The 14942-nt window shown below is 36.8% G+C and carries 13 protein-coding genes; 11 read left to right on the top strand and 2 right to left on the bottom strand.

Annotated elements, in window-relative coordinates; genetic code table 11:
• Positions 1-58 precede the first annotated feature (58 nt).
• The 3 genes from ACIQ1H_RS14445 to ACIQ1H_RS14455 all read left to right on the top strand — a co-directional run bounded on the left by ACIQ1H_RS14445 (position 59) and on the right by ACIQ1H_RS14455 (position 3549).
• Complete coding sequence (locus ACIQ1H_RS14445; RefSeq protein ID WP_402889672.1) at positions 59-1360, top strand: O-acetylhomoserine aminocarboxypropyltransferase/cysteine synthase family protein; 1302 nt, start codon at positions 59-61, stop codon at positions 1358-1360.
• A gap of 407 nt (positions 1361-1767) precedes the next feature.
• Complete coding sequence (locus ACIQ1H_RS14450; RefSeq protein ID WP_402889673.1) at positions 1768-2154, top strand: hypothetical protein; 387 nt, start codon at positions 1768-1770, stop codon at positions 2152-2154.
• A gap of 408 nt (positions 2155-2562) precedes the next feature.
• The gene (locus ACIQ1H_RS14455) at positions 2563-3549 is read left to right on the top strand and encodes a homoserine dehydrogenase (protein WP_173478748.1); all 987 of its coding nucleotides are present in this window, start codon (positions 2563-2565) and stop codon (positions 3547-3549) included.
• Between the two features lie 62 nt (positions 3550-3611).
• On the opposite strand, the gene ACIQ1H_RS14460 is transcribed toward ACIQ1H_RS14455, so the two are convergent.
• On the bottom strand, positions 3612-3842 hold the full coding sequence (locus ACIQ1H_RS14460; RefSeq protein WP_337980032.1) for a MerR family transcriptional regulator: 231 nt from the start codon (positions 3840-3842) through the stop codon (positions 3612-3614).
• Between the two features lie 157 nt (positions 3843-3999).
• Between ACIQ1H_RS14460 and ACIQ1H_RS14465 the strand changes: the two genes are divergently transcribed.
• From ACIQ1H_RS14465 to ACIQ1H_RS14480, 4 genes are all read left to right on the top strand, one after another.
• Positions 4000-4857, top strand: a complete 858-nt coding sequence (locus tag ACIQ1H_RS14465) for a DMT family transporter (RefSeq protein WP_402889675.1) — start codon at positions 4000-4002, stop codon at positions 4855-4857.
• A gap of 103 nt (positions 4858-4960) precedes the next feature.
• Entirely contained in the window at positions 4961-5653 is a 693-nt protein-coding gene (locus tag ACIQ1H_RS14470; RefSeq protein WP_139859503.1) for a response regulator transcription factor, read from the top strand.
• Entirely contained in the window at positions 5631-5786 is a 156-nt protein-coding gene (locus ACIQ1H_RS14475) for a hypothetical protein (RefSeq protein ID WP_173478747.1), read from the top strand. The genes ACIQ1H_RS14470 and ACIQ1H_RS14475 overlap by 23 nt, the downstream gene beginning before the upstream one ends.
• A gap of 15 nt (positions 5787-5801) precedes the next feature.
• Positions 5802-7988 carry a histidine kinase dimerization/phospho-acceptor domain-containing protein gene (locus tag ACIQ1H_RS14480; protein ID WP_402889676.1) on the top strand — a complete coding sequence of 729 codons (2187 nt, stop codon included), beginning with the start codon at positions 5802-5804 and terminating at the stop codon, positions 7986-7988.
• A gap of 313 nt (positions 7989-8301) precedes the next feature.
• On the opposite strand, the gene ACIQ1H_RS14485 is transcribed toward ACIQ1H_RS14480, so the two are convergent.
• Positions 8302-9450: an acyl-CoA dehydrogenase family protein gene (locus ACIQ1H_RS14485; RefSeq protein WP_402889677.1), complete on the bottom strand. Its 1149-nt coding sequence runs from the start codon at positions 9448-9450 to the stop codon at positions 8302-8304.
• A 159-nt stretch (positions 9451-9609) separates the two neighbouring features.
• On the opposite strand from ACIQ1H_RS14485, the gene ACIQ1H_RS14490 reads away from it, so the two are divergent.
• The 4 genes from ACIQ1H_RS14490 to ACIQ1H_RS14505 all read left to right on the top strand — a co-directional run bounded on the left by ACIQ1H_RS14490 (position 9610) and on the right by ACIQ1H_RS14505 (position 14764).
• A complete protein-coding gene (locus ACIQ1H_RS14490) occupies positions 9610-10689 on the top strand; it encodes a metallophosphoesterase (protein ID WP_402889678.1) in 1080 nt (359 codons plus the stop codon).
• A 301-nt stretch (positions 10690-10990) separates the two neighbouring features.
• Entirely contained in the window at positions 10991-11824 is an 834-nt protein-coding gene (locus ACIQ1H_RS14495; RefSeq protein WP_139860048.1) for an undecaprenyl-diphosphate phosphatase, read from the top strand.
• Between the two features lie 295 nt (positions 11825-12119).
• On the top strand, positions 12120-13412 hold the full coding sequence (locus ACIQ1H_RS14500; protein ID WP_402889680.1) for a protoglobin domain-containing protein: 1293 nt from the start codon (positions 12120-12122) through the stop codon (positions 13410-13412).
• 389 nt (positions 13413-13801) lie between these two features.
• A complete protein-coding gene (locus ACIQ1H_RS14505; RefSeq protein WP_402889682.1) occupies positions 13802-14764 on the top strand; it encodes a 2-hydroxyacid dehydrogenase in 963 nt (320 codons plus the stop codon).
• The last annotated feature ends 178 nt before the right edge of the window (positions 14765-14942 follow it).

Genomic DNA, 14942 nt, shown 5'->3' on the forward strand with positions numbered 1-14942 from the left:
ACACATAAATCCTCCTCATCTCCGGTACCATCGTAAAACCATTAAGGAGGAAGAAAATATGTCGAATTTCAAACCAGAAACATTACTATTACACGGTGGTCAAGAGCCTGACCCAGTAACAGGCTCCCGAACTGTACCAGTGTATCGTTCAACAGCTTTCGTATTTAAAGACACTGCTCATGCGCAACGTCTTTTTGCATTAGAAGAAGCGGGCAATATTTACACACGTATTACAAACCCAACTGTAGATGTTTTTGAAAAACGCATCGCATTATTGGAAGGCGGGACAGCAGCAGTAGCACTTTCATCAGGTGCAGCAGCTATCGCATTTTCAATTTTAAATCTTGCAGGAGCAGGGGATGAAATTGTAGCAGCAAGCTCTTTATACGGAGGAACATATAACTTATTAGCAAATACACTACCAAACTACGGTATTAAAACAATTTTTGTAGATGAAACAAATCCTGAGAACTTCCGATCTGCGATCAATGAAAACACAAAAGCGGTGTTCGCTGAAATTTACGGCAATCCTAGCTTAAAGGTTTTAGATGTAGAAGCAGTAGCAAATATTGCGCATGAAAATGGTCTGCCTTTAATTATCGATAGCACATTTGCCTCACCATACGGCGCAACGCCAATTGACTTTGGTGCAGATATCGTTGTTCACTCCGCGACAAAATGGATTGGTGGACATGGAACAACTTTAGGTGGCGTAGTTGTAGATGCGGGGAAATTTGATTGGACACAAGGAAGATTCCCTAGATTTACAGAGCCAGACACTTCTTATCATGGATTACGATATGGTATTGATACAGCAGCGGCTGCATTTGCCACAAAACTGCGCGTGCAATTATTACGAGATTTTGGTCCAACATTAAGTGCGGATGCTGCCTTTAACTTACTACAAGGTTTAGAAACGCTTCATTTGCGTATTCCTAAACATAATGAAAATGCATTAGCAGTTGCTGAATATTTACGTAACCACCCATCTGTGGAACATGTGAATTATAATGGATTAGAGGATTTTGCTTCGCATGATTTAGCAAAAAAATACTTGAAAAATGGCTTCGGTTCAGTGCTTACATTTGGCATAAAAGGTGGACGAGAAGCAGGGCGTCAGCTAATAGACAGCGTAAAATTATTCTCACACGTAGCAAATGTTGGAGATGCAAAATCATTAATTATTCACCCAGCATCAACAACACATCAGCAACTATCTGCTGAGGAATTGATCCAAACTGGCGTATCCGAGTCGCTCATTCGCTTATCAATCGGTTTAGAGGCAGTTGAGGATATTATCGCAGACCTAGAGCAAGCAATTGCACAAGTAACAGCAGCTACACAAAAAGTAGAAGCATAACTTAATTTAATAAAACTAGATTCCTGTCGTAGCGTTAACGTATTTTCTCATTCGAAATGCCTCATTTGGTAATGCGTATAACGTTGCTACATCAATCGTTACCTCATTCGGTAAGTTATCTGAAATTTCCTATATTTAATACCTAGTATTTTTATAAGTATTATTGACTTAATTAAAACCATGTTATATACTAGGGATTAAGTTACATGTTCGAATGGCTACCAACCTAGAACAAAAATTAAAAAGTGTCGATGTTACGTAATTCGAAATGCCGTTAATGTTTAGGTGGTAGAACAATCAATTTGTTTTCATAAGTGCTCCCCCACTTTTGAATATATATAAAGAGGGTAGCTACATAGCCAGTAGCTACTCTCACTTAAAAAACTGATCGATAAGGAGTGTTGAAAATGGGAAATGTTTATCGTGCACAAAATGTAACAGCTTATATTATTTATGAATTAAATGATAGTCATCATTTTGTGAACAACAAATCCATTCAAAACATACTTTCGACAGTTGAAACAAAATGGCAACAAACTTTTGGACATAGTGCTTTTAAAGAAATTGTATATGCTAAAGAAGAAGGCTATATAGTCAAAGAAGTTTTTGAAGAGTATGAAGGTTACGGTACAAGCCATATCGCACTACCAGCGACAGAATATTATTTAAAATACGGATCGTTTCAATTAATTGAACGCACATATGCGATACCGAACTTTACACAAGAAGAAGTAAAGCTAGTGCGATTAGCTTTAGCTCAATATCGTTATCGATTATTCTTACAAGCAAGTTAACTTTCCCTTATATTTTTTAGCTCATTCTCTACTGCTATAGGGAATGAGTTTTTTATTGTGCAGTTTACTTGTTGAATTAATTACTACTTTTCAAAAATAGCTTATTCTATAAAGGGTATCTTCGTACATATATAATAGAAGAAAGGCATTTCATATTATAGTCAACATTTGTTCAAAAATTATATTTTTATTAAAAAAACGTATAATAAAGGCAATGAAACCGATTTCTTTTGCACGCCTAGGGAAAACAATTGTCCTTCCTAGAAAGATTTTTCTTGTGCAATGTATTTATTTGCGTTACAATTTTCTTTAAGTTAAATTTTGAATTATTTGAATATGTGCTTGTAGGCACAGACTTTATATATATATATAAAACTGGAGAAATGTACGTTGGAGGGAATAACAGGTATGGCAACTATAAAGGCAGCGATCTTAGGATTTGGAACAGTAGGTCAAGGTATCTATCATATATTGAATGAAAAGCGTGAAGAACTAAAACGGAAATTAGGCATTGAATTGGAAGTAGCCAAAATATTAGTAACAGATACGAGTCGTGAACGTGTTCCAGGTACTGCTCATTTATTAACAACAAGTATGGATGAGGTTTTAGCGGAGCCTGGCATGCAAGTTGTATTTGAAGCAATTGTTAATGAAGAACCAGCGTTTAGTTATTTAAAGCGTGCTGTTGAACATAAGTGTCATGTGATTACAGCAAACAAAGTGATGTTTGCAAAACGTGGCTTAGAGTTACAAGAGCTTGCAAAGTCAAATGGTGTATTCGTGGGCTTTGAAGCAACAACGGCAGGCGGTGTACCTGTTATTAAAACGATGAAAAATATTTTGCTTGTAAATGATGTGAGCCGTATTCAAGGTGTTTTGAATGGAACATCAAATTATATTTTAACAAAAATGCGCGCACAAGGCTGGTCCTTTGAGCAAGCTTTAAAAGAGGCGCAAAACTTAGGCTACGCAGAAGCTGACCCATATAATGATGTATCTGGTCAAGATGCTTTTAAAAAGTTAATGATTTTAAGTGCATTAGCATTTGGTGAACAACCCGATTGGGCGGATGTAGAAGTAATTGGTATTGATTGCATCACAGCACAACAAGTAAAGGATGCTTGTGAAAAGGGATTACGTTATCGCCACGTAGCGGAAGTGGAGAAACTTACAAATGGTAAAGTGGTAGCAAAGGTTGGTCCACAATTAGTAGATAAAGAGCATCCACTTTATCCAGTTGATGACGTAAATAATGCGGTTGCACTTGAAACAAATTATATTGGTACATTAACATTAGTTGGTCCAGGTGCAGGAATGTATCCAACGGCAAGTGTAATGGTTGAAGACTATGCTGAGATTATTGGTAAACGTGCTGGATTTGTCGTGAGCATTTAGTTGAGTAGGTGTCAGGCACTCAAACAATTCAAAATTGTTTGGGTGCCTGACACTTTTAATGTTTAGTCTTCGTCCTTCACATCAATATCTTCAGGAATAGGTGTGTTCCGCCAAATTTCTATTTCTTCTTTTATCCGTTCTAGCTGTTCAAAATAGGTACTAAATTGGCCACTATTAATCAATATTTGATCCCCATCATAAATGGAACGGATACGCCCTTCGTAAACAAGTCGTAGAATTTGTTCCTCAGGCATGCCAAGATCCAAGGCTGTTTCTTCAATAGTTTTATACATAATCGGTCGCTCCTTCTAATGTTATTATTATACCTCCTCTTTTATAGAAAACATAATGATGGATTGTTCATCGAGGAAGTAAATTGGTAATTGTTTGATTTTGGATAAATATGTATAGTAGGTAGTGATAGTGTTTTAGGTTAGGAGGGAATCAGCAATGGTCTATCCATATTTTTTTGTACTTCTAGCAGCTATATTATGGGGAATGACAGGGACAGCACAAACTTTTTTAGATAATGGTGTATCGTCATTTGCCATAGCAACTATTCGCTCAGCAATTGGTGGAGGATTATTATTAGTTGTAGTAGTGTTATTACGTAAAATTACTTTTCGAACATGGTCGTGGAAATGGACAATATTGGCGGCAGCAAGTATTGCATTATTCCAAGGTCTTTTTTTCACATCTATCCGTCTAACAGGCGTAGCAATTGGAACGGTCGTAACAATTGGTAGTGCCCCTATGTTTTCAGGCATATTAGAGTGGATATTATGGAAAACGCGCCCAACAAAAGTATGGGGCATCGCAACGGTTATGACAATTACAGGGTGTATTCTATTGTTCATCAATAATGGAGATGGAACAATTCATATGGGTGGTGTAGGGCTAGCTATTTGTGCAGGAATATCCTTTGCTGTATATACAAATATGAGTAAAAAATTAATGGCACAGCAGGACGCATTACCTGCAGTGGCTATGACATTTTCAATCTGTGCACTTCTATTGCTTCCGTTTTCAATTGGCAGTGGATTTAGCTGGCTAGCGGATTTTCAAAACTTATGGACAATGCTTTTTATGGGCGTTATGTGTACAAGCATAGCGTATTTATTGTTTTTAAGTGGTTTACAAAAAATTAGCTCTTCATCCGCTGTAACTTTGTCACTTGCAGAGCCTTTAACTGCGGCAATGTTAGGGGTAGTGCTAGTTGGTGAACATTTAAGTGTAACCTCATGGCTTGGTGTTGTAATGCTACTTGGAGGCATTGTAGTTCTTACATTTGCAGGGAGAAAAAAATAGTATGTATGGAAAATGGTAAAAGCTTAAGAAATTCTTCATTTTTATCCTTGTTGGTTTTTAAGATTTTACATGTAGACTATTAATTGAGAGCGAGGTGTATATCATGACGAAGCTAACAGTTCTTGTAACAGACGATGATCAAGATATTCGTGATGGTATTGAAATTTACTTAAAAAATGAAGGTTATCATGTTATTAAGGCGGCTGATGGTGTAGAAGCACTCGAAAAGCTAGAAAATAATGAAGTACATTTAATTATTTTAGATATTATGATGCCCAATATGGATGGTATTACGGCGACGTTTAAAATTAGAGCAGAGCGCAACATTCCTATTATTATGCTGAGTGCGAAAGCTGAAGATGGTGACAAGATTCATGGCTTATCCGTTGGAGCAGATGATTATGTTACGAAACCATTTCATCCATTAGAGCTATTGGCGCGAGTGAAATCACAATTGCGTCGTTATGTACAACTTGGGACGTACAATGATGGCGCGACAAAGGTAGAAATTGATGGCTTAGTGCTCGATGAAGATGCTAAGGAAGTAGTATTGGAAGGCGAACCTGTTCGTTTAACACCAATTGAATATAAAATTACTGAATTACTAATGAAAAATGCAGGACGTGTTTTTTCGATTCGAGAAATTTATGAACGTGTTTGGAATGAGGAAGCTTATAATGCAGAAAATATTGTAGCTGTCCACATTCGAAAAATACGAGAAAAAATTGAAGCGGATCCGAAAAATCCACGTTATTTAAAGGTGGTATGGGGCGTTGGCTATAAAATGGAAAAATAAAATAGAGAAGTATGTAACGATTGCAGGATTCGTGGCAGGTATTATCGGTCTCGTTTATTTCGGTATTTATGCATATCAAATGGTAAATTCCCGCTCCTCCGAAATGCTACAATTTTTCGAAAAAATTTTTTAGAGGGGAATTGAAAACATGACGAAAATTTGGAAGCCTCTTCTTGCACTTATTTGTTTAACATGGTTTATTTTCGGTATATTTACTTTTTCTAAAATCGGCTATCAATATGTAGGGAAATCGTATTTTCAATCTGGAAATTTTCAAAATGAACTGGATAATTTCCAAGCAGAGCTAGGACCGTTAGTGTTAAATTTACCAACAGCAGAGGAATTGAAGAGCAAGATTACAGTCTCGGACAATGAAGTTGAGGAACACCGCAATTATTATGGCTCACTAGGCACGCAAATTGATAATATAAAGAGTCAATATGAAGAGAAAATTCAAGAAGCTGCTGATAATAATGCCAACGAATTAAAAACAAAGCTTGAAAATGAACGAGATGCCAAAATAACAGATATTACGAAGAACTTTGAAGATGATGAATATGTTCGTAAGAAAATTGTAGCGCAAAAGGGCGCACTCATTGATAAATATATAAAAGCTGTAAAAGATGAAGCAAAGGATTTTGCGAAAAACTATAATTATTTTTCTTATGAATTAACGAATGTTGAAACTGGCGAAACGTTTGAATCAGGAGATATTAATGACAGTAATGTCTACAAAACAACATATATACACCGTCCATTAAGAACAGGAAGTATCAGTAACAATTCAAGTCATTTGTTATATGGTTCGGATGTTTACATTGAATCGGATGTATTGAATGAAACGAGTGAATATACTGGGACAATTACTATTTCTAAAAAAGCGGCCCAATACGCATCAGTGATGGATGGTTATGACCAATTTAAACGGAATCAATACATGTTTTTTGTTATTTGGTTAACAAGTCTGATTGCGGCTTTCTTTGCCTGGAAAGGACGCAAGGAACTGCTACCAGTTATTGGTGGTTTGAAGGAGAAGGAGTCTTTAGCCAAGCTTCGCATTGATATTCAAGTTGTATTGTTATTTATAACAGGTTGCCTATATTGGTTTTGTTCACAAATTGCATTCGAAGCAATTGAATATACGTATCAATACAATTATGTCCGATTTTTAATTGACTTTGTATTTAAAGTATTAGTTTTAATCGTTATTAGTGTAGCGTTTTTCGTGCAAGTTATTTGGTTGTATGATCGCGTAAATACAGTGGAAAAGCTAAGTGAAAATGTACAAGATAGTTATTTATGGGGAATAGGAGATTCGATGACTGATTTATTTTTAAATCGATCGATTGCGTTACATTCAATCGTCTTAGTCGCAGCTGCTTTTTTTGGTGGTGGTAGTCTTGTTGCTACTATGGTGGCAGGCGGATTCCCACTCCTCGTATTTGGCGTATGTACGATTGTCGGTATCCCAGCAATGATTGTCTTCCTCTCTAAAATGGGCTATTTAAATCGCATTATGAAGGATACAAAAGATATGGCAGAAGGGCGCCTAAATCGTGATGTGAAAGTAAAGGGGAAATCGCCACTTGCAGCCCATGCAGAAAATCTTAATCATTTACGTGAAGGTGTTCGTACTTCCATGCATGAGCAGGCAAAGAGTGAACGTTTAAAAACAGAGTTAATTACAAATGTTAGCCATGATTTACGCACCCCTCTAACTTCGATTATTACGTATACGGATTTACTGAAAAATCCAGATATTACGGAAGAGGAGCGTAAGCAATATATTCAAATTCTCGATAAAAAATCAGACCGCTTAAAAGTACTAATTGAGGATCTCTTTGAAGTATCTAAGATGGCGAGTGGCAATATCGAGCTGCATCGAAGCCGTGTCGATATAACACAGCTCGTTCAGCAGGCGGTAGGGGAGCATGAAGAGGATTTATGTAAGGCACGTTTAGATTTGCGCATGTCGATGCCTAACGACCCTATTTACGCTTATGTTGATGGACAAAAATGGTGGAGATTAATTGATAATCTAATTGTCAATGTATTGAAATATGCCCTAGAAGGTACACGTGTCTATGTAACGTTAAAAAGAACGGCTAACGGGGATGCAGAATTCACTGTGAAAAATGTTGCCAAATATGAAATAAGCGAAAATGCTGATGAATTATTTGAGCGCTTTAAGAGAGCAGATGCTTCACGTCATACAGAGGGCTCAGGGTTAGGCTTAGCGATTGCTCAATCAATCGTAGATTTGCACGGAGCTCGTATGAGCATAGACGTGGATGGAGATTTATTTAAAGTAATCGTTCGAATACCAGCAGTGTAAAAGATCATAGCTGGGCAAATGAGGAAAAGTGTTAGATTGACTGTAATCAATCTAACACTTTTTTGCTATGCCGTTGTTGTCCGCTGCGGCGGGCGCTTTCCGCGGGCACACGGTAAGCCGCAACCCTCGCTAACGCACGGTCTGTTGCGTCTTACGTTTTGTGCGTTCCCGCAGGAGTCGCCGCCTCCGCTACCAACAACTAGTGCTCTCTTCTAATTTTGAATTAATTGCAAAGGAACGCATTTGTCACTCTTTAAAATTTTATCACTGCTACTTATTAATAGTGGCGCAATACACTGGAGCAATATTGCTTTTAAAGCCCTGCATTTTTTGCAATAATCATCTTCATCACTTCGTTTGTGCCAGCGTAGATAGACATAACAGGAATATCACGATAACGTCGTGCTATTTTATATTCCTCCATATAGCCGTAGCCACCGTGCAATTGCATGCACTGGGTAGATATCTCTCGAGCATTTTCGGTAATCCAATATTTTGCCATCGAAACCTTTGTCACAACATCTTTGCCAGCTATATGTTCCTCGATTAAAGATTCTAAAAACGTTTTACCAAGCTCCACTTTTGTTGCCATTTCGGCAATTTTAAATTGTGTATTTTGGAAGTCACTAATGGATTTTCCGAAAGCTTGACGTGATTTCACATAATCAATTGTTAAAGCAAGCATATCTTCAGCTGCCGATTGGGCTGCGATTGCTACAGCTAGACGTTCCTGCTGAAGCTTTTCCATCATGTAGGTGAAGCCTTTTCCTTCCTCACCTAATAAATTTTCTACTGGAACACGACAGTCCTCAAAAAATAGTTCGGCTGTATCTTGGGCATGCATGCCTACTTTTTCGAGTTTACGTCCCTTTGTAAAGCCAGATGTCCCATCCTCAATAATGAGAAGGCTAATTCCGCGATGTTTTTTCTCCGCCTGGGGGTTCGTTTTGACCGCGACGACGACTAAATTTGCATGAATGCCATTTGTAATAAAGGTCTTTTGACCATTCACAATATAATGATCGCCATCTCGAAGAGCGCTCGTTTGTATATTCGCTAAATCGGAACCTGTTCCTGGTTCTGTCATTGCAATTGCTGTAATAGTTTCACCTGTGACACACTTAGGTAGCCAGCGTGATTTTTGTTGGTTTGATCCATAAGCCTCAATGTATGGAACAACGATATCATTATGCAAGCCGACACCGATAAGACTTGAACCTACCCGTTCTAGTTCTTCTTGAATAATGACACCGAAGCTAAAGTCTAACCCGAGGCCACCATATTGTTCTTCTACTTGTGGACATAAATAACCTAATTGTCCAAGCTTACGCCAAAAATCAAGCGGGATAAGGCGATCTTTTTCCCACTGATTATAATGTACCTCAGCTTCTTCAGCTAAAAACTTACGGAACGTTTTGCGGAATAACTTATGTTCTGTTGATTCAAATTTATACTTCCCCATTTGTGATAACACCCCTTTATTTGCTCGTTTTTGCATGAATTTTCTAGTTACTCTTTAATGTTACTGAAATATTGTTCAAAATAAAAGAGCTTTTAAAAATACGATTTCTAGCTGTAATGCTATAATCACTATGAATATATGAAAGTAGAGGACCATTATATGGCAAAAATAAGCATGGGCGTTCTTTTTATAGGTATATATAGTGCTTTAACATTTTATTTGGGGTGGGGCATTAAGCAATGGCTAGTTGCGATGAATTGGTTTTACTATCCAATTGTGTATTGGCTATTACTTTATATTATTTCCTTTAGTGTTGTTATAGGAAGGTTACATGAGTCTTTACGAGTATTTTCTGTAATAGGTAACTATTGGATGTTTATTTTCGAATATGGCTTGTTGCTTTGTTTAACAGTACAAATTGTTATGTGGTTAACGCCATTCAACAATATTCGCATGATAGGAAGTTTGGCTATCGTTATATTTTTTGTACTCGGGGCTGTTGGTACATATCTGGCATATTCTCCGATTGTACGTAATTTGGAGATTACAATGGATAAAAAAGATAGCGAGTTATCGTCGTTGCGAGTTGTTATGGCTTCTGATTTTCATTTAGGTGTGTTATCAAATAAAAAGCATTTACAACGTTTTGTAAATTTATCAAATGAAGTGAAGCCTGATATTGTTTTTTTAGCAGGAGACATTGTTGATGATGACCCAAAATGGTTTGTGCAGGATGGAATGGCTGACGTAATGAAACAGCTTAAGGCGACTTATGGTATATATGGTGTGCTTGGTAATCACGAATATTATGGAAAGAAAATTCCTGAATTTGTAGAAGAAATGAAAAACGCTGGTGTGGAAATTTTACGAGATGAAACAATTCGTGTTGAGAATGCGTTTATAGTAACAGGCCAAGAAGATATTACGAATAAAGAAAGGCAACCACTCGATGCTTTAAAATTGAACGATCAATTGCCTTGGTTTGTGATGAATCATACACCAGATGATTTAGTAACACCAGCGCAAGCAGGGGTAGATTTCCATATGTCTGGTCATACGCATAAAGGACAACTATGGCCAAATCAATATATTACGGCACGTGTTTTTGAACTGGATCATGGTTATAAGATGAAGGGACAAATGCATACACTTGTTTCATCAGGCTTTGGATTTTGGGGACCACCAATGCGTATAGGTAGTCGTTCTGAGCTATGGGTAGTTGATATTACTTTTCAGTAAAAGAGGTAGTATATGAAAAAAGAGTAGCTTATAATAAGTTGGTGCGTTCAAAAAACGGTTATCGCCAAGTATTTATGTTTTTGACATAAGGAAAGGTATTCGGATTGTGAAAGAAGTATACAGCAGCTTTATTCAACATGTGTAGTATCCAATAAAGGCTGACTGTTTCCAACTGAGGCTATTATAAGTATGAGGTACTAGGGAGCCTACGTAATTACCTCACAATTGGCGTCTATTGTAGTAGCTTCATTTTCCGCACAAAGCACAAAAGAAGAATAAAGTTAAAAGGTAAGGTGACAATGTGGATATATTAGAATTATTGAAGGCACTTATTTTAGGCTTTGTCGAAGGGATGACAGAGTTTGCACCAGTATCTTCTACAGGTCATATGATTATTGTAGATGATATGTGGTTAAAGACAGAGGAGTTTTTAGGAAAGTATCCAGCGAATACTTTTAAGATTGTTGTTCAGTTAGGCTCGATTTTAGCGGTTGTAGTGGTCATGTGGAAGCGTATGCTAAGCCTCGTGGGTCTATACAATATTAGTGGACAATCAAGATCAATGAAAGGTCGCTTTAACTTAATGCATGTCATTGTCGGTATGCTACCAGCAGTTGTATTAGGTTTTGCGTTCAAAGATTTTATTGATGACCATTTATTTAAAGTAGAGCATGTTATTTATGCATTAGTAGCAGGGGCAATTTTAATGATTGTTGCTGATAAATTTGCACCAAGAAAGCCTAAAGTCGAATCATTAGATGATATTTCTTATGGCATGGCGTTTAAAGTAGGTTTAGTACAGTGTTTATCATTATGGCCAGGATTTTCTCGTTCGGGTGCAACGATTTCAGGTGGTGTCCTTTTCGGGATTAGTCACCGAGTAGCTGCTGATTTTACATTTATTATGGCTGTTCCGATAATGGCGGGTGCAAGTCTTGTTTCAGTATTGAAAAACTGGGATACCCTTTCGATGGATTATTTAGGGTTCTATGTAGTTGGTTTTATTAGCTCTTTTGTATTTGCATTACTATCCATTAAGTTTTTCTTAGCTCTTATTTCAAAAGTAAAACTGATGCCATTTGCGATTTATCGTTTAGTATTAGCTGCTATACTAAGTATTATTATTTTCATGTAAATGTAAAAAGTCACTCATTTGTCACAATAATGAGTGGCTTTTTTTGTGAACGTAGCACTATTCCTTCAGTTAGTGATTATAAAAATAGCATCATTCACTAATTTTTAGCAACATTTTTCTATTTTTTAGGTAAAAGAGATTATTAAACTAGTGATAATGAGTGTCAATAGGTAGTGAAATAGATAATTTTTACTGAACTATTGTATCTATTAATAAATACACTTTATAATTAATTATAAGATAGATTGCATACGAAAATAGAATGGCACAATATATTATTTTATGGGGTGGAGAAATGTTTCAATTTAGGAATAGACCTAAACAAAATACAATTGTAATGAATGATGTGTCAAATACAGGTGTATCTATTCAAGATAAGGAACGTTTGCTACAGCTACAACTCGTCAATTTAACAATACAAGATTTACAGTTAATAAAAAGTTTAAAGCCATATGTGGAGCAAAATGTTGTGGAAGTGGTTGAAACATTTTATAAAGCTGTAGAAAGTGTACCAACTTTACGAGAAGTTATTCAAAAGCACAGTTCGAGTGAGCGCCTTCGCCAAACGCTGCGCCATCATATTATTGAAATGTTTGAGGGACGAATCGATGACAACTTTTTAGAAAAGCGTCGCAGTGTAGGGAAAATGCATGTAAAGATAAATTTATATCCGAAATGGTATTTAGCTGCATTTCAAAACTTAGAAAAATCTTTACGGAAAATCGTCTATAATTTGCATTTATCAAATGATGAAGAAGAAAAGTACTGTGATGCAATTAGCAAAATGTGTAATTTTGAACAACAAATTGTTTTGGAGGAGTATAACAACTACTCTAATTTTATTGTTGAGGAGCAACGAAATAGTATTCGTTCACATGTGAAAGATATTGTTGGTGGAATTTCAACACAGTTAGAAGCCCAGTCTCATGATACGAATGAATCAGTAATGGAGCTTATTTCTAGTACGAAGCAAGTAAATACTTACTTAAAGGAAAGTCTTGATGAAGCGAAGACGATGCAAAAGGTTTCATCCGAAGGTTATTCAAAAATTGTCTTATTAAACGAGCAAACTGGAAAAATTAATGATAAGACTGCTGAGATGGCGATCATGGTGGAGGAGTTAAACCATTCTTCTTCAAAAATTAATAAAGTAATCGAGATGGTGAAAAGCATTTCTGGACAAACAAATTTATTAGCATTGAATTCAGCAATTGAAGCTGCACGGGCTGGAGAACATGGAAAAGGTTTTGCAGTTGTAGCCGATGAGGTACGTAAGCTCGCAGATCAAACGAAAGAATCAGTGGAACAAATTGCAGATTTAATCGGTATGTCTAGCGGGATTACGAAACATGTTGTTCAGGCGATCCAAGAAATACAAGAGCTCGTAAATAATAGTATTGAGCAAAATTTGAACTCATTAAAGGCATTCGATGCGATATCTGGCTCAGTTGAGGGCTCTATCGTAAACTTTCAAAATGTCGGTAGTCAAATAGCTGAGTTGGCTACTGTAATTGAATCCATTGGTGAATCTTCGGAGGAATTAGAGCGTGTTGCAAGTCGTCTTGATACGACGATTAAAGATTTTTAAGTAAATTTCAATAGAGAGTACTTCAAAAGTTTTCGATAGACACTTTCTGAATTTATCAACCATAAAAAGGGTGAAAACGGCAAGTTGCAAGAAGTTGTGCTTCTTGATTACGGCTGTTCTCAATGTGAACTATGCATACAAGCAGTGCATAGTTTTTTTTATGGAAAAATCGTTGGAATGGAGGGTAAAGAATTATGAAAAATTGGATAAAATCTCATTATTGAAGGATAAAATTACGGATATGAGGGATAGATTCAGATAAAGTAAAAACTGATCATTTATTATTGTGGGAAGTGCAAATATCGAATATAAAAGCTTGCTTGTGACGTTAGCTTATTAGTGTTACGCTAAAGGCAAAATGGGGAATTGACTTAAAGGGGTGTTGGAATATGAAAAAGAAATTATTTATTACACGAAAATTTCCGGCTCAGTTTGTTGAGCCTTTAGAGGAGTATTATGATATAGAACAATGGGAGGAAGAAGACATCGTTATTCCGCGAGACAAACTTTTAGCAGCGGTAGCAGATTGTGAAGTATTATGGGTAACGATTGCAGACCAAGTTGACGAAGAATTACTAAAACACGCCCCCAATTTAAAACTAGTGACAAATCTAGCAGTTGGTTTTAATAATATTGATGTACTTGCATTGCGCAAAAGAGGCATTATGGCAACAAATACGCCAGGCGTCTTAACGAATACGACAGCTGATTTAGTATTTGGCTTATTGCTAGCAACAGCACGTAGAATACCAGAAAGCGAGCGCTATTTACGTGATGGTAATTGGAAAAGCTGGTACCCAATGCAGTTAGTTGGTAAGGATGTGTCGGGTTCAACGATTGGCATTATCGGCATGGGACGTATCGGTCAGGCTGTTGCGAGACGTGCGAAGGGCTTCGATATGAAAGTTTTATATCATAACCGTAGACGTCGCCATGAAGCAGAAGAAATGTATGGTTTTCGTTATGCTACTCTAGAGGAGCTTTTAACAAAATCTGATTTTGTTGTTATAATGACCCCTTATAATAGCGATACAGTTGGGTTAATAGGCGCGAAGGAACTTGCCTTAATGCAGGAAGATGCAGTATTGATTAATGCTTCTCGCGGAGGAATCATTGATGAAAATGCCCTTTACGACACGTTAAAAAATGGCAAGCTATGGGCTGCGGGGCTAGATGTTTTTGAACATGAACCAGTTGCATTGGACCATCCACTTTTAACCTTACCAAATGTTGTTGCGCTTCCGCATATCGGTAGTGCATCGTTAAAGACAAGAACAGCTATGTTAATGCTTAATGTCAATGCACTTATGGCATATGGAGAGGGCAAGCCAATTTCAAATAGAATTGACTAACAAAATTATTGTTTGCTCATACTCAGCATGCTACAACCTTGCACAATAAGATCAAGATTGAATAACGTAGACGCATAATCTAATGGATTATGCGTTTTTTTGTACTAAAAGAATACGGATAATTGAGCGTATGACTATAAAATTTCATTTATGTGAAATTATTTCATAATACATTGAA

Origin of the sequence: Lysinibacillus sp. NPDC097279 (assembly GCF_044761745.1) — a bacterium.
Lineage (GTDB): Bacteria > Bacillota > Bacilli > Bacillales_A > Planococcaceae > Lysinibacillus.

Excerpts from the sequence above, each read along its gene's own strand:
- ACIQ1H_RS14445 (WP_402889672.1), top strand. The coding sequence starts at position 59 with ATGTCGAATTTCAAACCAGAAACATTACTATTACACGGTGGTCAAGAG.
- ACIQ1H_RS14450 (WP_402889673.1), top strand. The coding sequence starts at position 1,768 with ATGGGAAATGTTTATCGTGCACAAAATGTAACAGCTTATATTATTTAT.
- ACIQ1H_RS14455 (WP_173478748.1), top strand. The coding sequence starts at position 2,563 with ATGGCAACTATAAAGGCAGCGATCTTAGGATTTGGAACAGTAGGTCAA.
- ACIQ1H_RS14460 (WP_337980032.1), bottom strand. The coding sequence starts at position 3,842 with ATGTATAAAACTATTGAAGAAACAGCCTTGGATCTTGGCATGCCTGAG.
- ACIQ1H_RS14465 (WP_402889675.1), top strand. The coding sequence starts at position 4,000 with ATGGTCTATCCATATTTTTTTGTACTTCTAGCAGCTATATTATGGGGA.
- ACIQ1H_RS14470 (WP_139859503.1), top strand. The coding sequence starts at position 4,961 with ATGACGAAGCTAACAGTTCTTGTAACAGACGATGATCAAGATATTCGT.
- ACIQ1H_RS14480 (WP_402889676.1), top strand. The coding sequence starts at position 5,802 with ATGACGAAAATTTGGAAGCCTCTTCTTGCACTTATTTGTTTAACATGG.
- ACIQ1H_RS14485 (WP_402889677.1), bottom strand. The coding sequence starts at position 9,450 with ATGGGGAAGTATAAATTTGAATCAACAGAACATAAGTTATTCCGCAAA.
- ACIQ1H_RS14490 (WP_402889678.1), top strand. The coding sequence starts at position 9,610 with ATGGCAAAAATAAGCATGGGCGTTCTTTTTATAGGTATATATAGTGCT.
- ACIQ1H_RS14500 (WP_402889680.1), top strand. The coding sequence starts at position 12,120 with ATGTTTCAATTTAGGAATAGACCTAAACAAAATACAATTGTAATGAAT.
- ACIQ1H_RS14505 (WP_402889682.1), top strand. The coding sequence starts at position 13,802 with ATGAAAAAGAAATTATTTATTACACGAAAATTTCCGGCTCAGTTTGTT.